The 21,967-nt window shown below is 66.3% G+C and carries 14 protein-coding genes and 1 pseudogene; 9 read left to right on the plus strand and 6 right to left on the minus strand.

Annotated features, from left to right (window positions below; genetic code table 11):
- Nucleotides 1–5: 5 nt before the first annotated feature.
- Complete coding sequence (locus A5791_RS11275) at nt 6–500, minus strand: low molecular weight protein-tyrosine-phosphatase (protein ID WP_067235681.1); 495 nt, start codon at nt 498–500, stop codon at nt 6–8.
- Entirely contained in the window at nt 493–1,158 is a 666-nt protein-coding gene (locus A5791_RS11280; protein WP_067235684.1) for an HAD-IA family hydrolase, read from the minus strand. Before A5791_RS11280 ends, A5791_RS11275 begins: the two co-directional genes overlap by 8 nt.
- A 116-nt stretch (nt 1,159–1,274) precedes the next feature.
- Here A5791_RS11280 and cobC point away from each other — a divergent pair, with 116 nt between their 5' ends.
- Genes cobC through A5791_RS11300 form a run of 4 tightly spaced genes read left to right on the plus strand, consistent with a single transcriptional unit; the run spans nt 1,275 to nt 5,302 of the window.
- Nucleotides 1,275–2,345 (plus strand): Rv2231c family pyridoxal phosphate-dependent protein CobC, encoded by a 1,071-nt coding sequence (gene cobC, locus A5791_RS11285; RefSeq protein WP_255397652.1) that lies wholly within the window; start codon nt 1,275–1,277, stop codon nt 2,343–2,345.
- A complete protein-coding gene (locus tag A5791_RS11290) occupies nt 2,342–3,478 on the plus strand; it encodes a Nif3-like dinuclear metal center hexameric protein (protein ID WP_067235691.1) in 1,137 nt (378 codons plus the stop codon). The genes cobC and A5791_RS11290 overlap by 4 nt, the downstream gene beginning before the upstream one ends.
- On the plus strand, nt 3,468–4,205 hold the full coding sequence (locus A5791_RS11295; RefSeq protein WP_067235695.1) for a zinc ribbon domain-containing protein: 738 nt from the start codon (nt 3,468–3,470) through the stop codon (nt 4,203–4,205). Before A5791_RS11290 ends, A5791_RS11295 begins: the two co-directional genes overlap by 11 nt.
- Nucleotides 4,202–5,302, plus strand: a complete 1,101-nt coding sequence (locus A5791_RS11300) for a bifunctional RNase H/acid phosphatase (RefSeq protein ID WP_067235699.1) — start codon at nt 4,202–4,204, stop codon at nt 5,300–5,302. The genes A5791_RS11295 and A5791_RS11300 overlap by 4 nt, the downstream gene beginning before the upstream one ends.
- A gap of 492 nt (nt 5,303–5,794) precedes the next feature.
- Here the strand turns inward: A5791_RS11300 and A5791_RS11305 are convergent, their stop codons facing one another.
- Entirely contained in the window at nt 5,795–6,730 is a 936-nt protein-coding gene (locus A5791_RS11305) for a S9 family peptidase (RefSeq protein WP_067235724.1), read from the minus strand.
- Between A5791_RS11305 and A5791_RS26460 the strand changes: the two genes are divergently transcribed.
- Nucleotides 6,729–6,917, plus strand: a complete 189-nt coding sequence (locus A5791_RS26460) for a hypothetical protein (RefSeq protein WP_156661156.1) — start codon at nt 6,729–6,731, stop codon at nt 6,915–6,917. The two genes, A5791_RS11305 and A5791_RS26460, sit on opposite strands and share 2 nt — an antisense overlap.
- Here the strand turns inward: A5791_RS26460 and A5791_RS11310 are convergent.
- From A5791_RS11310 to A5791_RS11320, 3 genes are read right to left on the minus strand one after another with little or no spacing between them, the layout of a single operon-like run.
- The gene (locus A5791_RS11310) at nt 6,904–8,121 is read right to left on the minus strand and encodes a cytochrome P450 (protein ID WP_067235702.1); all 1,218 of its coding nucleotides are present in this window, start codon (nt 8,119–8,121) and stop codon (nt 6,904–6,906) included. The two genes, A5791_RS26460 and A5791_RS11310, sit on opposite strands and share 14 nt — an antisense overlap.
- On the minus strand, nt 8,114–9,838 hold the full coding sequence (locus tag A5791_RS11315) for an amidohydrolase family protein (protein ID WP_067235705.1): 1,725 nt from the start codon (nt 9,836–9,838) through the stop codon (nt 8,114–8,116). Before A5791_RS11315 ends, A5791_RS11310 begins: the two co-directional genes overlap by 8 nt.
- Nucleotides 9,839–9,848: 10 nt before the next feature.
- On the minus strand, nt 9,849–11,042 hold the full coding sequence (locus A5791_RS11320; RefSeq protein WP_067235709.1) for an amidohydrolase family protein: 1,194 nt from the start codon (nt 11,040–11,042) through the stop codon (nt 9,849–9,851).
- Nucleotides 11,043–11,359: 317 nt separating this feature from the next.
- Here A5791_RS11320 and A5791_RS11325 point away from each other — a divergent pair, with 317 nt between their 5' ends.
- The 4 genes and pseudogenes from A5791_RS11325 (at nt 11,360) to A5791_RS11335 (ending at nt 21,847) form a co-directional block, all read left to right on the plus strand.
- Entirely contained in the window at nt 11,360–14,518 is a 3,159-nt protein-coding gene (locus A5791_RS11325; RefSeq protein ID WP_067235727.1) for an adenylate/guanylate cyclase domain-containing protein, read from the plus strand.
- 44 nt (nt 14,519–14,562) lie between these two features.
- Nucleotides 14,563–15,744 (plus strand): annotated as a pseudogene (locus A5791_RS27205) (BREX system ATP-binding domain-containing protein); the annotation flags it as partial.
- A gap of 2,013 nt (nt 15,745–17,757) precedes the next feature.
- Nucleotides 17,758–19,125, plus strand: coding sequence for an AarF/ABC1/UbiB kinase family protein (locus A5791_RS26750; RefSeq protein WP_231995862.1), 1,368 nt, complete (start codon nt 17,758–17,760; stop codon nt 19,123–19,125).
- A gap of 112 nt (nt 19,126–19,237) precedes the next feature.
- Nucleotides 19,238–21,847 carry an FAD-dependent oxidoreductase gene (locus tag A5791_RS11335; protein ID WP_082966867.1) on the plus strand — a complete coding sequence of 870 codons (2,610 nt, stop codon included), beginning with the start codon at nt 19,238–19,240 and terminating at the stop codon, nt 21,845–21,847.
- Nucleotides 21,848–21,967 lie beyond the last annotated feature (120 nt).

The raw sequence follows: 21,967 nt of genomic DNA on the forward strand, positions 1-21,967 counted from the left end.
GGGCATCAACCGTGTCCGTTCTGCGCCAGGCGTTCGTCGACCCAGGCGTGCAGGCCGGGCAGGGCGGCCTCGATGACCTCGTAAACCTCTTCGAAGTCGTCATGGTCGCCGTAGTAGGGATCGTCGACATCGAGGGCATAGGCTCCCGAACGCGGGTCGAACGACCGGAGCATGCGTATCCGCTCCTCGTCGACCCCGAGTTGGCGCAGCAAACGAACGTGGTTGCGTCCCAAGGCCACCACCAAGTCGGCCGCCAGATGGTCGTCGGCGACCTGGACGGCGCGGTGATCGGTGGGATAGCCGTGGGCGTGCAGTACTCGCGCAGCCCGCACATCGGCACCGCTACCGACATGCCAGTCGCCGGTCCCTGCGCTGGTCACCCGTACCGCGTCGGCCAGACCCCGCTCGCGGATCTGGTGTCCGAACATTTTCTCGGCCATCGGCGAGCGGCAGATGTTGCCGGTGCAGACGAACGTGACGTGCAGCGGATGGTCAGACACCCAGCGCCCTCCGCAGGTCATCGATGGTGGCGGCATGCGTCGCCGGGCTTAGCCCGTCGGGGAAATCCGCCTGCCCATAACCCCAGCCGACCACCACGGTGTCGATGCCGTGGGCGGCTGCTCCATCCACGTCGTGGCTGCGATCGCCGACCATGAGCACCCGTTCGGGCAGCGGCTGCAGCTGCGCCAGCGCGTGCGCCAGCACCTCTTCCTTGGTCTTACGCGAGCCGTCCGGGCTGGCGCCGGCGATGACCTCGAAATGCTGGTCGAGATCGAAGTGGGCCAGGATGCGCCGGGCCGTCGGCTCCAACTTGGAGGTGGCCACGGCCAGCCGGACGCCGGCGGCCCGCAGATCTGCCAGCAGGGTGGCGATCCCGTCGAACAGGGTGTTCATCGCCCAGCCTCGGCTGCCGTACTCGGCTCGGAAGGCCGCGATCGCATCGTCTGCGCGCCCGTCGAGATCCATCGCGTGGAAGGTTTCGTCCATGGGCGGCCCGACGATGCGGGCGGTCAGGTCGCCCTCGGGCACCGGCGCACCGATGTGGCCGAGCGCGTGCAGGAAGCTGGCGACGATCCCTTCGGCGGAGTCGGTGAGGGTGCCGTCGAGGTCGAAGACGACCAGTTGCGGGGTCTCGGTCGTTGGCGTCGTGTCGGTCACGCTCCCATTGTGGGCGATCCGGCGGCCGGGCAACGTGCCCAGGTAGCCGCGAGAGTGATACTGCCAACGCGTTCGTCGAGAGGCCGCGTCGGTGATGGCACTCTCGCGAACGTCGATTGGCTGGCCGACCGACGAAGGCCGCGCGGCGGCGCACTAGTGTTTCGAGGATGGCGAGTCTGGGCTATCACGGCGATCAGGCCGTCGCGCCGGGCATGCTGGATTTCGCCGTCAACGTCCGCGATACCCGACCGCCGCGGTGGCTGCTGCAACGGCTGGCCGCGCGGCTGCCGGACCTGGCGCGCTATCCCAGCGCCGAGGACCGCCAGGGGGCCCGCGACGCAGTCGCCGAGCGCCACGGTCGTTGCCCCGACGAGGTCGCGCCGCTGGCCGGGGCTGCCGAAGGGTTCGCGCTGCTGCCCAACCTGCGCCCGGCGCGGGCGGCCATCGTCGCGCCGTCGTTCACCGAACCGGCGCTGGCGCTGACCGCGGCGGGGGTGCCGGTGCATCATGTGGTGCTCAGGCCGCCGTTCCGGCTGGCCGACGCGGACGTGCCCGAAGATGCCGACCTTGTGGTGGTCGGCAACCCGACGAACCCGACGGCGGTGCTGCATCCCCGCGAGCAGTTGCTCGGGCTGCGGCGGCCGGGCCGGATTGTGGTGGTCGACGAGGCGTTCGCCGATTCGGTTCCCGGCGAACCAGAATCGCTGGCCGGCGATTCGCTACCGGACGTGCTGGTGTTGCGCAGTCTAACCAAGACGTGGTCGCTCGCCGGGCTGCGGGTGGGCTACGCCCTCGGCGCGCCGGAGGTGCTGGCCCGGTTGACCGCGCGGCGCGCGCACTGGCCGCTGGGCACGCTGCAACTGGCGGCGATAGCGGCGTGTTGCGCGGCCGAAGCCGTCGCCCAGGCCGCCGACGGGGCGGTGCGGTTGGCCGCGTTGCGCGCCCAGATGGCAGCCGGCCTGGAATCGGTGGGCGCCGACGTGGTCGACGGCCGGGCTCCGTTTGTGTTGTTCAGCGTCCCCGGTGCCGAAATGATACGAAAGAGCCTGCACAGCAAGGGTATTACCGTTCGTCGCTGTGACACGTTCGTCGGGTTGGACGAGCGCTATCTGCGTGCGGCAGTGCGTCCGGAGTGGCCGCTGCTGACCCGCGGCATCGAAAATGCGATCGCCGGCGGCTCCCGATGAGCGTGCGGCTGGCCGACGTCATCGACGTGCTGGACGAGGCATATCCGCCGCGGCTTGCCGAGTCGTGGGATTCGGTTGGGCTGGTGTGCGGCGACCCTGACGAATTGCTGGATTCGGTGACCGTCGCGGTGGACGCCACGGCTGCGGTGGTCGACGAGGTTCCCGACGGCGGCCTGCTGCTGGCGCATCATCCGCTGTTGCTGCGCGGGGTCGACAGCGTCGCCGCCAGCACCGCCAAGGGCGCGTTGATACACCGCTTGATCCGTTCCGGCCGTGCACTTTTCACCGCTCACACCAATGCCGACTCGGCAGCGCCCGGGGTGTCCGACGCCTTGGCGGACGTGCTTGACCTGACTGTCGAAGGGGTACTCGAGCCGTCGTCTGGCGGGGTCGAACTGGACAAATGGGTCATCTACGCGCCGCGCGAGAACACCGAAGCCGTCCAGGCGGCGGTGTTCGGGGCCGGCGCCGGTCACATCGGCGACTATTCGCACTGCAGCTGGAGCGTGAGTGGCATCGGCCAGTTCCTGCCGCAGGAGGGTGCGTCGCCGGCGATCGGCAGCGTCGGAGCCGTCGAACGGGTGGCCGAAGACCGGTTCGAAGTGGTCGCGCCGGCGCAGGCTCGGGCGGCGGTGCTGTCGGCCATGCGCGCCGCGCATCCGTACGAGGAACCGGCGTTCGACATCTTCGCCCTGGTACCGCCGCCGTCAGGCACCGGACTGGGGCGCGTCGGTACGCTGATGCAGCCGGAACCGTTGCGCGCCTTCGTATCCCGGGTCCGTGCCGCTTTGCCGACGACATCCTGGGGAGTGCGCGCCGGGGGAGACCCCGACATGCTGGTATCGCGGGTAGCGGTGTGCGGTGGCGCCGGCGATTCGCTGCTGCGAGCCGCGGCCGCCGCGGATGTGCAGGCCTACGTCACAGCCGATCTGCGACACCATCCGGCCGACGAGCACCTGCGGACGTCGGACGTCGCGCTGATCGACGTCGCGCACTGGGCAAGCGAATTCCCTTGGTGCGGCCAGGCTGCCGACCTGCTGCGGCTCAAGTTCGGCGACGCACTTTCGGTGCGGGTGTGCAACATACGCACCGACCCGTGGAACCTTGAGGACGAGGTCAGTGATGAAAGCTGAAGTAGCACAGCAACGATCGCTGCTGGAGTTGACCGAGCTGGATGCTGAGCTGTCCCGAATCGAGCACCGTGCCAGCCATCTGCCGCAGCGCGAGGCGTGCGAGCGATTGCGTGCCGAGTATGACGCCGCCAATGATCGGCTGGGCGCTCTGCGAATCGCGATGGAGGACTTGGACGCCCAGGTGTCGCGCTTCGAGTCGGAGATCGATGCGGTGCGTCAGCGCGAAGACCGGGACCGGTCTCTGCTCAAGTCGGGTGCCACGGACGCCAAGCAATTGGGGGATCTGCAACACGAACTGGAGACTTTGCAACGCCGTCAGACCAGCCTGGAAGATTCCCTGCTGGATGTCATGGAGCATCGCGAGGAGCTGCAGGAGCAGCTCGCCGCCGAGCTGAAAGCGATCGAGGCGCTGCAGGCAGACCTGGCCCGTGCCCAGCAGGCCCTCGATGCCGCGGTCGGCGATATCGACCAAGCCCGCCAGCAACGTGCGTCACGACGCGACCAGCTGGCAGCGGCGCTGGACCCCGCCCTTTCAGCGCTCTACGAACGACAGCGCGCACGCGGAGGGCCGGGCGCCGGGCCGTTGCAGGGTCATCGCTGCGGTGCCTGCCGGATCGAGATCGGCCGCGGCGAACTGGCCCAGATCACGGCGGCCGCCGAAGACGACGTCGTGCGATGCCCGGAATGTGGCGCTATCCTGCTGCGGGTCAAGGAATTTCAGCAGTGAAGGTGCGCATCGAGGCCGACGGGGGATCACGCGGCAACCCCGGGCCCGCCGGATACGGCGCGGTGGTCCGCAGCGCGGACGGCGACACCGTACTGGCGGAGACCAAGGAGGCTATCGGCCGCGCGACCAACAACGTGGCCGAATATCGCGGCCTGCTTGCGGGTTTGGCCGCCGCTGTGGAACTGGGTGCCACCGAGGCGGCGGTCTTCATGGACTCCAAGTTGGTCGTGGAGCAGATGTCCGGGCGGTGGAAGGTCAAGAACTCTGACCTGGCGGAGCTGTACGCGCAGGCGCGGTCGCTGGCGTCGCGGCTCGACGGGATCAGCTACACCTGGATTCCGCGGGAGCGCAATTCGCATGCCGACCGGTTGGCCAACGAGGCCATGGACGCTGCGGCCATCCTTGCCGAAGAGACACCGGTGGCTGGTGCTGAGACGACGAAAGATGTTGCGCCCCAGTCTCCGCCGGGCTGGACCGGTGCTCGGGGCACGCTGACCAGGATGCTGCTGTTGCGGCACGGGCAGACCGAGTTGTCGGTGCAGCGCCGCTACTCCGGTCGGGGCAACCCGGCCCTGACCGAACTGGGACGGCAGCAGGCCGAGGCTGCGGCACGTTATCTGGCAGAGCGCGGCGGGATCGCCGCGGTGATTTCGTCCCCGCTGCAGCGCGCTTACGATACGGCGGCGGCAGCGGCCAAGGCGCTGGGGCTGGACGTTGCCGTCGACGACGATTTGATCGAGACGGACTTCGGGGCGTGGGAAGGGTTGACATTTGCCGAGGCCGCTCAACGCGATTCGGAGCTGCATCGTCGCTGGCTGCGCGACACTAGCACGGAACCGCCGGGCGGGGAGAGCTTCGACGCAGCACTGGAGCGGGTGCGTCGGGCCCGCGAACGGATCATCGCGGGATATCAAGGTGCCACGGTGCTGGTGGTGTCTCACGTGACGCCGATCAAGATGCTGTTGCGGCTCGCGCTGGATGCGGGGCCGGGCATCCTCTACCGGTTGCACCTCGACCTGGCGTCGCTCAGCATCGCCGAATTCTATTCCGACGGAGCATCTTCGGTGCGGCTGGTGAACCAGACGGGTTATCTGTAGGAGTGTCTTCCTGCCCGACCCGTAGCGACAACTCGGGTCGTTTCAAGTTGGCTCGATACGTCAAAGCCACACCAGTCACTCCCATCACCGGAGAAGAAGCTTGTGTCTTTTTGTCCGGCTCGCAGCGACAACTGCTGAGTGCAGCCGCTGGCCGCGACATTTGTGTCCCGAGTTTGGTTGTGATTCCTTGGCTTTGGGCGTGAATCCTAGGCTTTGCGTGTGAAGCCTGGGCGGAAGATGGCGCCGATTCCCGCCCTACAGACACACTGAAAGCCGTAGATTCACAACGAAAGGCGTATGTTCACAACGAAAGCCGTAGATTCACACCGGAAGCCGTCAGTTCACACCGGAAGCTGTCGGATCACACTGAAAGCCGTGGGTCTACACCGAAGAGAGTGATGGGCCGACCGCCCCGCGAAACCTCTGGCTTCCAGCTAAAAATGCGAATTCGAAACTGCTGATAAGCGCCCAAATCCGAGGGTTCACGTCTGCTCATCCGAGATTCTGCTTGACGAACGAGGCCAGTGCGGCGACGAGTTGGGTGGAGAACGGTAGCGGCTGGGTGTAGTTGCCTGCTGATCTGCTGGAGTCCTCCTTGAGGACATGGCTCACACCGGTCAGGTGCACGTATTCGGTCTTGGTGCCGGCGTTGGTGAGGCCCGACACCAGGTGGTCGACATCTTCGCAGCTGATCTGAGTGTCCGCGTCGCTGCACGCGACGAGTACCGGCATGCCGTGGGGCAGTTTGGCGGCTACGTCCGCCGGATCGATGGCATCTTCCTGCTGCAAAAACCGTGCGTTGGCGGGGTTGATGACCGGCTTCAGTCCGGCCGGTTCGTCGGGCGGGACGTTGCCGGTCGTGCGGAACTCCGCGATGGCCCGGTCAATCGCCGCCGTGCTCTCGGCGGCCTGCGCAGCGGAGAGTTGCCCGGCCTTGACCGCGGCGTCGGCCTGGGCGTGCGCTTGCAGCGATACGTGGTCGAGGATGCGACGGCTCTGCGGCTCGAGCAGACCCAGGGCCCGCACCGGCGGAGCGGTCCCGGGCGCGGCCGTGGCCAGCAGCAGCGCATACAGGGCGCCTTCGCTGTGCCCGATCACCATCAAACGATCACCATCGATGCCGGAGTGGCCGGCCAGGAACTTGAGCGCAGCGGTCGCCTCATCTTGAAACACCGCCATATCGAGTTTCGTCGGGTCGCTGGCGTAGGGTCCGAGGCCGGTCTGGCCGGTGCCGAGCTTGTCATAGCGCAAGCTGGCCACGCCGTTGTCGGACAAGGCATTTGCGAGGTTCCGCAGCGTGTCGATTTGGCCGGGCATGACGGCCGAGTCTCCGTTGCGGTCGGTCGGTCCGCTGCCGGCGATCAGTAGTGCGCCTGGCACCGCTCTGCCCTGACCCGCGGGGTGACGGAATGTGCCGTATACCGTCATGTCGCCCACCGGAAAGGTGACGGCGTCCTCCACCCACGAGGCCGCTGAGGATCCGGTCGTCGGCTCCGATGGTCTGGTCGTCTTGGGCGAATGCGAGGCGCATCCCGCTAGCCCGCTGACGGCCACGACCAGTACTGCGCCCGTCACCCTGAGCAGCAACTTCGTCGACATGGCTAAGCCGCGGTGAACTCGACCGGCAACGCGGCCGGTGAGCGGAACGCGACCCCGGCGATCTTCGGCGGCGGCGCGCTCGGGTCCAGCCGCAGGTCGGGCAGCCGATCCAGCAGTGCGTTTAGCGCGACCGTCGTCTCCATCCGGGCCAGATGCATGCCCAGGCACAGGTGCGGGCCGCCGCCGAACGTCAAGTGGGTGATGTGGGTTCGGGTCGGGTCGAAGCGGTCCGGGTCCGGGTAGTGCGCCGGGTCCCGGTTGGCCGCCGCGACGCTCACGTTGACGTTCGTTCCCGACGGAATCTGCACCCCGCCCAGCACGCAGTCGCGAACCGCCAGCCGCACCACCGAGCTGATCGGCGGCTCCCAGCGCAGCCCCTCCTCGATGGCGCCGCGCACCAGGCCGCGATCCGCCCGCACCTCGGCCAGTAGCTGCGGCTGGGTGAGCAGCGCGACAAGCAGGTTGCCCGATGAGCGATACGTCGTCTCCACGCCGGCCGGCAGGATCAGCAGCAGGAACGCGAAGATCTCGTCGTCGCTCAGCCGCGCGCCGTCGATCTCGGATTCCGCCAGCGTGCTGACCAGGTCGTCTTGCGGTTTGCGGCGCCGATCGGCAAGGACCTCACCGAAATACGCCTTCAGCGCCGTCGATGCGGCGATACCGGCGTCCCAGTTGTAGACCACGTTGAGCAGCTCGATCGACAGCCGCTGGAAACGCGGGTAGTCGGAGCGGGGCAAACCCAGGATGCGCGCGATGACCTGCACCGGAAACGCAAAGGTGAACTCGCGGACCAGTTCGGCGTTCCCACGCCTGGCGAAGCGGTCGATGAGCTCGTCGACCACCAGTTCCACCAGTTCACTACGCCACCGTTCCAGCAGCGCCGAGCGGAACGACGGTGATACCAATGCCCGGTGGGCGCGATGCTCGGCGCCGCTGAGCTCCAGAATGGTGCGACCCATGACCGGGCCCATGATCTGGTCGTAAATCGACGACGAGAACGTGTCCGGATGGGTCAGCACGTGCTGACACTCGTCAAAACCGAGCACCGTCACCCCGAGATCTCTCAGCTGTCCCCCGCTGATCTCGGCGAAAGGATTTCCCGGCATCACCCGGTGTTGAGCCCGTGCGTCGCGCAGCCGTTCGTGCACGTTGTCAACTTGCAAGAGCAGCCCGTCCTGCAACGTGGCGGGGTCGAACTGTTCGGTCGCGGTATCAGCCATGAGCGGACACCGTCTGGGTATCGCGACCGGACCGCAGCACGGTGCCGGGCATGGCTCCGGTGGCCACGCCGTCGTGGCATACCTCGACGCCCGCCACCAGCACCGACGCGATGCCGTGAGCGTCGGCGACTAAGCGCGGTGCGCCGGAGGGCAGGTCGTAGCGGGTGCGCTCGGGGCCGTGGCCAACGGTCGCAGGGTCGAACAGCACCAGATCCGCGTGCCAGCCCGGCGCGATCCGGCCACGCTCGGTCAAGCCGTAGAACCGCGCCGGCACGTCGGTGATCAGCCGGACCGCTTCCTCGAGCGGCACCACCTGGTGCTCGCGGACACCCCGGCCGAGCAGCGACGTGGTGTAGATCGCGCCGCACATCATGTCGAGGTGAGCGCCGGCGTCCGAGCCGCCGATGACCGCCCCCGGATGACGCCACACCTCGGCCCGCATCCGCCAGTCGGCCGCGTCATCGCCGGCCATAGGCGGGCTGAGCCCGGTACGCAGCTGGTCGGCGATCACGATGTCCAACAGGGTGTCGAACGGCTGGCTACCGCGGGCGGCGGCCACCTCGCCGACGCTGCGGCCGATCGCGTCGGCATTCTCGTCGGCGAACGTCTCGACGAGGACCAGCCGGTCCCACTGCGCCAGGCCGCGCAGCATGCCCGCCTCCTTCGACGCGGCGCCCTCGGCGAGACGTCGACGGGTTTCGGGGTCGGCGAGGGCCGCCAGCCGCTCGGGCACCGGCAGATGCATGGTGTCGCGCCAGCCGGGCAGCCCGTCGAGCACGAATCCGGACAGGAACGACAGCCGGATCTTCATGGCCTGCGGCAGGGTCAGCGCCACCACCCGGCCACCGCGTTCGGCGGCAATCTCCCCGGCGCGCAACTGCTTTCGGTGCCCGTCCGGGTTGGCCGCCGTGACGGCCAACAGGTTCCAGTTCAACGGGCGGGCCGCCGCTACCGACATGGCGGTGAGCAGCGCGATGTCCTCGTCGGTGAACCCCGACAAGCAACCGGGGATGATCGCTTCCAGCGTCGTGCCCGGATGGTCGCGCAGGCCGGCCGCCAGCGAAACCAGTTCGTCGCGTGACGCGCTGCGCGACGGCACGGGCTCGCCGGCGCCGTCGTTGTGGGTCGGCGATTGCGACGTCGACAAGCCGAGCGCGCCGGCGTCGAGGGCCTGGTGCAGCACCCCGACCATCTTTTCTACTTGCTCGGGCGAGGCCTGCCCGCCGACGGCGTCGCCGCCCATCGCGGCCAGCCGAAGCGCCGAATGGCCAACCAGGAAGCCGGCATTGACGGCGACACGCCCCTCCAGCCGGTCGAGCCAGTCACCGAAAGATGCCCAGCCCCAATCCAGTCCGGCCCGCAGCGCGTCCAGCGGCATCCCTTCGACGCGGGCCAGCATTCGGGTGAGGTAGTCGTGCTGGTCTTCGGTCGCGGGCGCCAGCGTGAAGCCGCAGTTGCCGCCGAAGACGGTGGTGACGCCATGTTGGAGAGACGGGCTGGCGGTCGGGTCCCAGAACAGCTGAGCGTCGTAGTGGGTGTGCAGGTCGACGAAGCCGGGGGCCAAGGTAAGGCCTTGGGCGTCAACCGTTTTGGTGGCAAGGTCATCGACTTGGCCGACGGCGGCGATGCGGCCCCTGCTGACGCCGACATCGCCGTGACGCGCGGGCGCGCCGGTGCCGTCGACGATCTGGGCATCGCGGATCAACAGGTCGAACACTTGAGCCTCCCTACACTGGCGCCGCCAGCCACCCCTCGTCGGGCAGCGGGTGGCGGAACAGTTGCGCGGCGTTTCGATGGGTGATCCGCGCGGCGTCCTCCTTCGAGAGGTTGGCGACGTTGCGCGCGACGACCTGCTGGGTGTCGGGCCAGGTGGAGTCGGCGTGCGGGTAGTCGCTCTCGACGAGGATGCGTTCGGCCCCGATGGCGTCCAGCGCACCGAACGCCGACGGGTCGTCGATGGAGCAGAACCAGAAGTTGCGCTTCAGCACCTCACTCGGCAGCAGGTCGCCCTTCCAGGAACCGCCCTCACGCCCACAGGCGGAGTGGGCCAGGACATAATCGGCTCGGTCGGCGAGCATGGCCGCCCAGCCCAGACCGCCCTCGGCCAGCGTGATGTTCAGCCTGGGGTACCGGACCGGAATGCCTGACCACAGCATGTCCGCGCAGGCGACCAGCCCGTTGACCGGGAAAAGGGTGGTGATGGTCTCAAAGGGTGTGTCGGGAGCCGGAATTGGCGCCCATTGGGCCGATCCGGTGTGCAGGCACACGACGGTGTCGGTCTCCTCGCAGGCCGCGAAGAACGGCTCCCACACGCCGCTGTGCAGACTCGGGATGCCGCACTGGGCAGGCAGTTCGGGGAAGCTGACCGCCTTGAAACCGCGGACGGCGTTGCGGCGTATCTCGTCGGCGGCCAGTTGGGGGTCGGCGAGCCACGGCAACTGCAGCGGGATGATGCGGTCCGGGTAGCTGCCCGCCCACACCTCCAGGTGCCAGTCGTTCCAGGCGCGCAATGTCGCCAGCCCCAGTTCCAGGTCGTCGCTCTTCCAGAACACCGTCCCGGCGAAGCCTGCGATCAGCGACGGGAAGTTCAGCGAGGCCCAGATGCCGGCCAAGTCCATGTCGGCGATGCGCGCGTCGATGTCCCAGCAGCCGCGGCGCATCTCGTCGAAGCGCGCGGCCTCCATGCTCCATTCCTCGTGCGGGCGCCCGATCACCGCGTTGAGTCCGATGTTCGGGTACTCGCGGTTTTCGTAGCGCCACACCTGGCGACGGTCGTCGGTCTCGACGACCGCGGGGGCGTGGCCGGCCAGTTTGGCGGGAAGCCGGCCGGTGAACATGTCCGGCGGCTCGATGACGTGGTCGTCGACCGAGATGACGACGTGCTGTCGCTGTCGAGGATCGGGATCCGGCAGCAGCGCCATACCAGTTGACTATCGTCGGTTTTTGGTCGGTGTCAACGACGTGGTTTTTGGGGTCTGCAGTCACAGGAGTCACATCTGCATCTTCAGCACCGCCAAGGCTGGCGCCCATCGATTGCCGATTGCGATAGCGCATGCGCTAGCAACTGCGAAATCGACGACGGATGGTGCGCCGAAGAAGCGCACTGTGCGGCTTTTGGCTGCTCAAAGTATTAAAGTGCACCAACAGGCGGCGTGAACGGCACCTCAATACGACAGACATCCGTCATCAGCGGTGACACGATACTGGGGTGGACAACGGCGGCGACGCTGGCGGTGCACTGACCGCGGCGGGTCTCTCGTGCGGGTCGTGCGGCACCCGGTTGGTCGCGACGGCCAAATTCTGCAGTGAGTGCGGCACGCCAGTGGCAGATACCGCTCGATCCGCGGAGTACAAGCAGGTGACGATCTTGTTCGCCGACGTCGTCCATTCGATGGAGATCGCCGCAGCGGTGGGCGCAGAGCGCCTGCGCGAGATCATGGCGGAGCTGGTTGACCGCGCGGCGACGGTGGTGCAGCGCTACGGCGGCACGGTGGACAAATTCACTGGTGACGGCATCATGGCTGTGTTCGGTGCGCCAGTAGCGTTGGAAGACCACGCCATTCGCGCCTGTCTGGCGGCCCTGGGGCTGCAGGAAGCCTCGCGGCGCCTTGCCGTCGACGTCCGAGATCGTGACGGCGTGGAGCTGCGGCTACGGGTCGGCCTCAATTCCGGCCAGGTTATCGCCGGTGAGATCGGTTCGGGCCCTTTGGGATACACCGCGATCGGTGAGCAAGTGGGCATGGCTCAGCGGATGGAGTCGGTGGCACCACCGGACGGGGTGATGCTGAGCGATTCGACGGCAAAGCTGGTGGGCGACGCCGTCGTCCTCAATGAGCCTGAACTGGTTCACGTCAAAGGCGGGAACACGCTGCTCGCCAGGCGGTTGTTGGCCGTCGGCGAGCATCGACCGCATCGCCCTACCGAATCGAAACTGGTCGGGCGCAGTTGGGAACTCACGACTGTCAGCGGGATCCTCGAAGAGGCGATCGCCGGGTCTGGCTGCATCGTCAACATCGTAGGACCGGCGGGTATCGGTAAGAGCCGATTGGTTCGTGAAACCGCCGCGATTGCCGGCGCTCGCGGCTTACCGGTGTTCAGCACTTATTGCGAGTCGCATGCCAACGACATCCCGTTCCACGTGGTAGCCAGGATGCTGCGCGCGGCAATGGGAATCGACGAGCTGGACGCCGACATTGCGCGCACGCATATCCGCGAACGATTTCCCGCGGCGGACCCGGAAGACCTGCTCCTGCTGGATGACTTGCTGGGCATTGGTAGCGCGGCGCCACCGGATATCGCGCCGGACGCGCGACGCCGACGGTTGACCGCGCTGATCAATGCCGGCGCAGTGGAGCGGCCGGAGGCCGCGGTGTACGTCATCGAGGATGCGCACTGGATCGACGAGATCAGCGAGTCGATGTTGACCGATTTCCTGGCTGTTGTGCCACAGATCCCGTCATTGGTCCTGATCACCTACCGGCCGGAATACCAAGGCGCGCTGAGCCGTATTCCCGGTACGCAGACGATTGCCTTGCGGCCGTTGAACGATCAACACACCCAGCAGTTGACGACGGAGCTCCTCGGTGCTGGTTCGTCGACGGGCGACCTTGCGGCGCAAATTACCGGACGTGCTGCCGGAAATCCGTTCTTCGTCGAGGAGATCGTGCGCGATCTGGCCGAACGTGGCGTGCTGGAAGGTCAGCCCGGCGCCTATCGACCGCGCGGTGACATCGCGGACGTCGATGTTCCGGCCACGCTGCAGGCCACCATCGGCGCCCGCATAGACCGCCTTGGGACATCGGCTAAACGGACCCTGAATGCCGCGGCGGTCATCGGCGCGCGATTCGATGCCGATCTGCTGGCCGAACTGATCCCGGACCCGGACGTGGCGCCGCTGATCGAGGCGGAACTTGTCAATCAGGTCAGGTTCGCGCCGAGCGCCGAGTATGCGTTTCGCCATCCGCTGATCCGCACAGTTGCCTACGAATCACAACTCAAATCCATTCGTGCGCAGTCGCATCGGCTGCTGGCAGCGGCAATTGAGGCGGGTGGGTCGCCGGACGAGAACGCTGCGCTGATCGCTGAACACCTCGAGGCGGCAGGGGATTTGCATAGGGCCTTCGAATGGCACATGCGGGCCGGGGCATGGTCGAACTTTCGGGACATGCGCGCGGCGCACACAAGTTGGCGCCGGGCCCGACAGGTCGCTGATCGGCTAGCTCACGATGACCCTGATCGTCTGCGTATGAGCATTGCGCCCCGAACGCTGTTGTGTGCGACCGCATATCGGGTCGGCGGCAGTGGAGCCGACACCGGCTTCGAGGAGTTGCGCGAGTTGTGCACTGCTGCGGGTGATCAGCAATCGCTGGCGATGGGAATGGCGGGCCAGTTGACATGGCGGGCGATGAAAGCGCACCGCCCGGAGGCATCACGACTAGCCGACGAACTCGTCCACCTACTGGATACAATCGGCGACCCGACGTTGACTGTCGCACTGTCATTTCCCGCCATGATTGCCAAACACGAGACCGGCGAAATGGCCGACGTGCTTCGGTTCGCCCAGCGCGTCATCGATCTTGCCGAGGATGACCCCACCAAGGGCAACTTGATCTTCGAATCTCCTTTGTTGGTTGCAATCACAGCGCGCGGTTTGGCCCGATGGTGTCTGGGCATCTCCGGTTGGAAGGATGATTTCGATCATGCGATCACGAAGGCACGTCCGCTATTGAGGGACGCAGGGATGCTTGCCGGCGTCTTGTGGTTCACGTATATCCCGGCGATCCCGTACGGAGTGCTGCTGCCCGATGCGACGGCCTTGCGTGACGCTGCTGAATTGCTGTCCAAGGCAGAGCAGTCGGGTGATGATCTTCCCGTCGACCTGGCGCGGGGACTTTACGGTCTCGTGCTGGCCTATCAGGACGGCTCGGCGCGCACGCACGGCTTCGAGTTGCTGGCGAAAGCGCGGGAACGGACCGCTGACAACCGGTTCTCCTTGACCAACCTGCCTATAATCGACACCCATATCGCACGAGAAAAGGCGCGGATCGGCGATATAGCCGGAGCCATCGAATTGGGCCGCGCTCTCGTCGACGAGTTATTCAACTCCGGTGGGTGTCTTTGGACTGCGCTGGCCGTCAGTGTGCTGGTGGAGGCACTGCTCCAACGTGGCGCTGAAGGTGATCTCGACGAGGCCGCGAGCGCGGTAGCTCAGTTGGCTGCTGTGCCAACCGATCCCGGCTTCGTGGTGCACGAGATCACGCTGCTGCGACTCCGGGCGCTGTTGGCCCGCGCCAACGGAGACGACGCCGCCTACCGAGAACATCGTGACCGCTACCGCGCGATGGCGACAAGGCTTGGCTTAGAGGGCCAGATGAAGTGGGCCGAGGCGATGCCATGACGGCTGGCGGGGTAGCGGCGTGCCGCACGTGTGGCACCACTGCTATGGAGAACGCGCGGTTCTGCCACAGTTGCGGCGCACCGCTCACCGCCACCGCTAGTCGCGCGGAGTACAAGCAAGTCACGGTTCTGTTCGCCGATGTGGTGCACTCGATGGAGATCGCGGCTGCGGTCGGGCCGGAGCGGCTGCGCGAGATCATGACTGAACTGGTGAACCGTGCCACGGCGGTGGTGCATCGGTACGGCGGCACGGTCGATAAGTTCACCGGTGACGGCATCATGGCGGTGTTCGGTGCACCAATAGCGTTGGAAGACCACGCCGTTCGTGCCTGTCGTGCGTCGCTGGATATCCAAGCCGAGACCGTGCGACTGGCCGCTGACGTCAAAGCCCGCGACGGTGTGGATCTGCAATTGCGAATAGGGCTCAACTGCGGTCAGGTGATCGCCGGTGAAATCGGTTCAGGGGCATTCGGTTACACCGCTATCGGCGAGCAAGTCGGCATGGCGCAGCGGATGGAATCGGTCGCCCCGCCAGGTGGTGTCATGGTCAGCCAGTCCACCGCGCGGTTGGTCAAACAGGTTGCGGTGCTCAGTGAAACGGAGATGGTACGCATCAAGGGCGCCGACGATCCAGTGCCCGCACACCGTCTGGTGGCGATGGATTTGCGCCGCGGTTCCCATGGCCGTTCCGAGGCGACATTGGTGGGGCGCCGGCAGCAGATCACAGCTCTCACCGAGCTGCTCGACCGCGCAATGAGCGGCCAGGGGAAAGTCGTCGGCGTGGTCGGCGAGGCGGGTATCGGCAAGAGCCGCATGGTGCACGAAATCGCAGCCATCGCGGCCGGGCGCGGCGTCGACGTCTTCTGGACCTATTGCGAGTCCATTGCCAGCGAAGTCCCACTGCACGTCGTCTCGTCCCTGCTGCGGGCGGTCGCCGGGCTCACCGAGCTAGACGGAGCGGCCGCACGCGCCGCGGTACGCGCTCGGTTTCCCTGCGCCGATCCCGAGGATCTCCTACTGCTCGACGATCTGCTCGGCATCGCCGACCCCGCCGTCGCGCTCCCTCATATCGACCCGGACGCCCGCCGGCGGCGACTGACTGCCTCGGTGAACGACTCCTGGCTCGCCCGAGCCACACCGGCAATCTTCGTCGTCGAGGACGTCCAGTGGATCGACGAGGTCAGCGAGTCATTGCTGACCGAATTCTTTGAGGTGATACCGCAGACGCCGACGATGGTGCTGATCACGTACCGCCCAGAGTACCGGGGTCAGCTCGCGCGGTTGGCCGATACGCAAACGCTTGCGGCGCTAAACGATTCGGAAACCAGTGCACTGATCGCCGAGTTGCTGGGCCCGGATCCCTCGGTCGGCGCCTTGACGACGACTGTCGCCGACCGCGCCTCCGGCAATCCCTTCTTCGCCGAGGAGATCGTCCGCGACTTGGCGGAGCGTCACGTGCTCGTCGGCGATCGCGGCGCTTATGTCTGCGCCACCGACGTCACCGAAGTCAACGTGCCTGCCACGCTGCAGGCGACCATCGCTGCCCGCATCGACCGCCTGGAGCCGACGGCAAAGCGAAGCGTCGGCGCTGCGGCTGTGATCGGGTCGCGATTCGATACCGACCTGCTGCGGGCGTTGGACGTGGAGCCCGCCCTCGACCAGGCCGTCAACGCCGAGCTGATCGACGAGGTGGGCGGCGGCCCTCCGATCGAGTACGTGTTTCATCATCCCCTCGTTCGCACCGTGGCCTACGAATCGCAGCTGAAATCCCATCGCGCCGAGCTGCATCGGCGCCTGGCCAGCGTAATCCAGGCGCGTGACCCGAGCTCGGTCGACGAAAACGCAGCGTTGATAGCCGAGCACGTGCAGGCCGCGGGGGACGTCGCTGGCGCGTACGGGTGGCACATGCGTGCCGCGGCGTGGCTGTCGCAGCGCGATCTCGCCGGAGCCTGCCGCAGCTGGGAGCGGGCACGGGCATGCGCCGACGCCATGCCGGTCGACGACGCGCGTCGCTCGGCAATGCGCATTGCCGCGCGGGCCATGTTGTGCGCCAATGCGATGCGAGTGCGAGCGACCGACACCGATGCCCGCTTCGCGGAACTGCAACAGTTGTGCGCGGCGGCCGACGACAAGCCGTCGCTCGCGCTCGGCATGGCGGGCATGCTGCCAGTACACCTGCTGTACGGCCGTGTGCGAGAGGCCTCACAGCTGGCTTCCGAATACATGACCCTGGTCGAGTCGATCGGCGACCCGACGCTTACCGTCCTGCTTGCCTTCGCGGCGCTCCCGATCAAGCTGGAAACCGGGCCGGTCACGGACGTGCTGAGGTGGGCGCAGGCCGCCATCGACCTCGCCGAGGGCAATCCTTTCGTCGCGCACCTGATGGCCGGCGCCCTAACAGTGCGCGGCACCGCCCGCTGGGCCCAAGGACATTCAGGGTGGCGAGACGACCTCGACAAGGCGCTGGCCATGGCACGCGGGGCCGATCCGATGGTGCATGGCTACGTGGTAAGCGTGACGTACGTTTCGGCGATCGCCTCGGAGGTGATGCTGGCCACCGACGCCGCACTGGCCAACATCGAGGAGGTGTTACGGGTCGCCGAGCGATCCAGCGACGACGTCGCGCTTGGTTTGGCCCGCCTGACAATGGGATTCGCGTTGTTGTATCGGGAATCGTTGGCGGAACGTGAGCGTGGGGCATCGGTGCTGGCCGAGGTCCGCGAAATGATCCTCGCCAAGCGCTTTTACGCGACCGAGCTGCCCATTGTCGAACTGTGGATGGCGCGCGAAAGGGCTGCACGGGGAGATCGTGACGGTGCCCTGCCGGTGATCCGGAAAGCTGTGGACACCTTGTTCGACATGGGACAGTGGGGCTATCTCGTCGCGGCCACCGGTGTTCTGGTCGACGTGTTGCTGGCTCGCGGAGCAGCAGGGGATATCGACGAGGCGGACCGTGCAACCGAGCGGTTGACGACCGGGCCCGCCGACGAGGGACCGATGCTGCGTGACATATGGCTGTTGCGGCTGCGGGCGCTGCTGGCGCGGGCCCGCGGCGACGAGGTTGCCTACCACGACTTGGCGAATCGCTACCGCGACTTGGCAACATCACTCGACTTCGATGGTCACATGGCGACGGCCGAAGCGATGACTTCATCGGCAGACGAATTTGGTTCTGCGCCAGAGGCATCCGCATCACGCGGCACCGGGGACGGGGTGCCACGCGGAAGAATCCGCCGAACCATGCCGCTGGCCGGCTACGCCGCACGCGCCGCAGGTGGGCGAATGGTGGCCGGTCTGCGGGAGAAGGCGGGCGACACCGGCGCCGTGGAGCGATTTCACCAGCGGACTGCCGAGCGGTATTCAGACCTGCTCGGTCACTCCAAAGGTGTGCTGATGAAGGCTGGGCAGATCTTCTCCATGCTGGACGCCAATTCCGTCGGCAGCGGGTTTTCGCCCTATCAGACGGCGCTGGCAAGGCTGCAGACCAATGCGCCGCCGATGAATCTCCACGTCGTCAAGGACGTGGTGGGCGCAGACCTAGGCCGGCCAATCGAGAAGGTTTTCTCCCAATTCAGCGATGAACCGATGGCTGCGGCATCAATCGGGCAGGTGCATCGTGCGGTATTGCGCGACGGCCGCGAGGTCGCGGTCAAGGTTCAGTACCCCGGCGCGGCAGAAGCAATTCGCAACGATCTGGCCAACCATGAAATGTTCACCACGTTTTTCCGGTTCCTGTCGGCAGTGTCGGGCGCGACGATGCCCGACCTCCGGCCTGCGACAAGGGAAATCGTTGCGCGCATCGCCGAAGAAACCGACTATCGCCACGAAGCCGCCAACATCACCGCATTCAGCGAGCTCTACTGCGGCCATCCCTTCATCCGGATACCCAAGGTCATCGGCGACGCTTCCGGTGACCGGGTGCTGACCATGACCTATCTCGACGGACTGGACTGGCCCGCCGCGCAATTGGCCGACCAGGGCCTGAAGAACACGTGGGCAGAAGTGATCTCGCGGTTCATGGCGGGTTCCTTCCGCCACGCCAATCTGTTTCAGGCCGATCCCCATCCCGGCAACTATCGCTTCGGTCCCGATGGGGGAGTCGGATTCGTCGATTTCGGATGCGTCAAGGTCCTCCCGGAACATCAGCGCCGCAAGTTCGTCGGGATGCCGCGAGCAGCGGTTGACGGGGACAAGCGGAAATTGCGCGATCTGATGATCGAAACCGGTTTTCTGGCAAGCGATTCCACCCTTACCGCCGACGAAGCATACGAGTGGTGGTCGGAAATTCTCGATGAACTGCTCGCGCCCCAGCCGGTCACGTATACCCACGAAGGTTCAAAACGTGCAATCCGGGGAATGATGGGTATCCGCGGCGCCGACCACCCTGCTCGACGCCTGTCGATCCCAGGAGATTTCGTTTTCTTCTCGCGGCTGACGTTCGGCATGAACACGATCTTCGCCACACTGGGGGCCACCCTCGATGCCCGATCAATCTATGACGACCTGGACGGCATCGCCGAACCGGTAACCCCGTTGGGCAAACAACACCACGCCTGGGTACGTCGACGGGGCCTGCCGTGCGGATTGGACGCCCACGACCACCCGTAGCACCGTCGAAGCCGTCAGACCCCCTTCAGCGCGGTGCGCTGGTCGCGGTTAATCGACATCAAGTATTGCGGTACTCGGGACAACGGGCCGACCGCGGCGCGATGATCTGATGATGACCGATACCGCCGCCAGCACAGACAGACCGACCCCTGACGTCGACGTAGTCGTCGTTGGCGCGGGCATGGCGGGCCTGTACCTTGCCTACCGCCTCAGCCGCGCCGGATACGGGTTGCGCGTATTCGAAGCCGGCGACGACCTGGGCGGCACGTGGTACTGGAACCGCTACCCAGGCGCCCGGGTCGACGTACCCAGTGTCGACTACATGTACAGCTTCGACCCCGACTGGCAGCAGGACTGGCAATGGTCGGAGAAGTACGCCACCCAGCCGGAGATCCTGCGTTACCTGAACTACGTCGCCGACAAGCACGACCTGCGACGTCACATCACCTTCTCGACGCGAGTCCGGCGGGCACGCTGGTCCGACGACGCTTCGCTATGGCGGGTGAGCACCGACAGCGGCGACATCACCTGCCGTTTCGTCGTGATGGCCACGGGCTGTCTTTCCATGCCCAAGCCGGCCGAGGTCGACGGACTCGAACGGTTCGGCGGCGAGGTCTACTTCACCAACCGCTGGCCGCACGAGCCAGTCGACTTCGCCGGTAAGCGGGTGGGTGTCATCGGCACGGGTTCCTCTGGTATTCAATCGATTCCGGTCATCGCACAGCAGGCCCGCGAGCTGGTGGTGTTTCAGCGCACTCCGAATTTCTCGATCCCGGCGCGCAACGGGCCGTTGTCGCCCGAGAAGCTCGCGCAACTGGCGAACGAGGCGGAATACCGTGCGGCGGCGAGGCTTTCGTTCGGCGGTATTGCGAATATGGACCGCAGCATCATCCCGACTTTCAGCGTCTCCGAGACCGAGCGCCAACAACGCTATGAGCGCGCCTGGGAGAGCGGCTTATTGTTCGAGACGTTAACCGTTTTCGCTGACGTGGGGACCAACGCCGCGGCCAACCACGAGTTCGCGGAGTTCGTCCGGAACAAGATCCGCTCCATTGTCGACGATCCCCAGACGGCCGACGATCTTTGCCCGACCGATCATCCGATCGGGACGAAAAGGCCATGCCTGGACACGAACTACTACGCCACCTACAACCTGCCGCACGTGCGCCTCGTCAACGTCCGGAAGCATCCGATTCGGCAGGTCACCGAAACTGGCATCGATACCGCCGACGAGTCGTTCACCTTCGACGCGATCGTCTTCGCCACCGGTTTCGACGCGGTGACGGGCGCGATCACGGCTGTCGACTTCAGGGGCCGTAATGACTTGGCGCTCAAGGACAAATGGGCGGATGGGCCGCAGACCTACCTGGGGTTGACCACAGTGGGCTTTCCCAACCTGTTCTTCATCACCGGTCCCGGGAGTCCCTCGGTGCTGTCGAACATGGCCGTCTCGATCGAACAGCACGCGGACTGGGTGCTCGACTGCCTCGGTCACCTGAGCGCGGGAGGCTTCGACGTCATCGAGCCCACCGAGACGGCCGAGGCCGGGTGGACGCAACACGTCAACGACTGCGCCGACATCACCCTCTACCCGACCGCGAACTCTTGGTATATCGGCGCCAACGTGCCGGGCAAGGCACGGGTTTTCCTGCCCTACTGCGCCGGGCTCGACTTTTATGGCATCAGCTGCGACGAAGTGGTGGCCCGCGACTATCTGGGGTTCAAGCTGTCGGGACCGGATCGCACGCAGTGCAACGACGGAGTGGTGCGCCGGCTGCAACCCGACGTCGAGATGGTCCTCAACGAGGTGGCTGCGCTGAATCTGCCGCCGATGGAATCGATGTCGGCGGCGGATGCCCGCGCCCTCTACGCGCAGATGGCGACGGCCCGGCCGCCGGGCCCAGAGGTCGGTGAAATCGTCGACGGCTTATTCCCCGGCACCGCAGGCGATTTGGCGTACCGGGTGTATCGGCCGTCGACTCCGGGTCCGCATCCGTTGGTCGTCTACTTCCACGGTGGTGGCTACGTTCTGGGTGACGCGATCTCGGATGATCCGCTGTGCCGGGACCTTTGCGTGCGGAGCGACACGGTCATCATCTCGGCGGACTACCGCCATGCACCCGAGCACCGATTCCCGGCGGCGGTCGACGACGCCCTGGCGGCGGTGCAGTGGGTTGCCGACAACGCCGAGACGCTCGGGGGTAGACCCGGGCAACTCGCGGTGTGCGGCTGGAGCGCAGGCGGAGGGATCGCGGCGGTGGTATGCCGGCTAACGCGAGATATGGGTGGACCGAACATCATGGGGCAGGCGTTGTTGACACCGATGGTTGCCGGCGAGACGCCAAGCGCATCGTTCGCCGAGAATGCGGACGGTTACGGGCTCACGACGCCGCTGGTCCGGTGGTTCTGCGACCACTACATCGACCCGGCGGATCGGAGCGACGCCCGTTTTGCGCCCATAGCTGCCGCCGACCTGTCCGGGCTGCCGCCGACGGTCGTGGTGACGGCCGAGTTCGATCCGCTGCGCGACGACGCCGAGGCCTACGCCGCCGCACTCGCCGCTGCCGGCGTGCCGACGGAGCATGTCCGCGCGCGCGGCCACACTCATCAGTCGGTGGCGATGGTCGACGTGGTCATCTCCGGCGCACCGATACGGGCACGGATGGCGGACGCGCTGCGCGGGTTCTTTGCGAACGTACGCACGCCCGAGCCCGCCTCCTGAGGAGTGGCGTCGCGTATCGCTTGAGCAACGACTCGGCATTGGCGCGGAACCCCGGCTTGGCTCAATTTTGTGTGCATCGTCAGGGTAGATCGTGATTAGCGTGTTGCGGAGGTGGTCGGG

It is taken from the genome of Mycobacterium sp. 852002-51163_SCH5372311, from assembly GCF_001667115.1.
Classification (GTDB): Bacteria; Actinomycetota; Actinomycetes; order Mycobacteriales; family Mycobacteriaceae; genus Mycobacterium.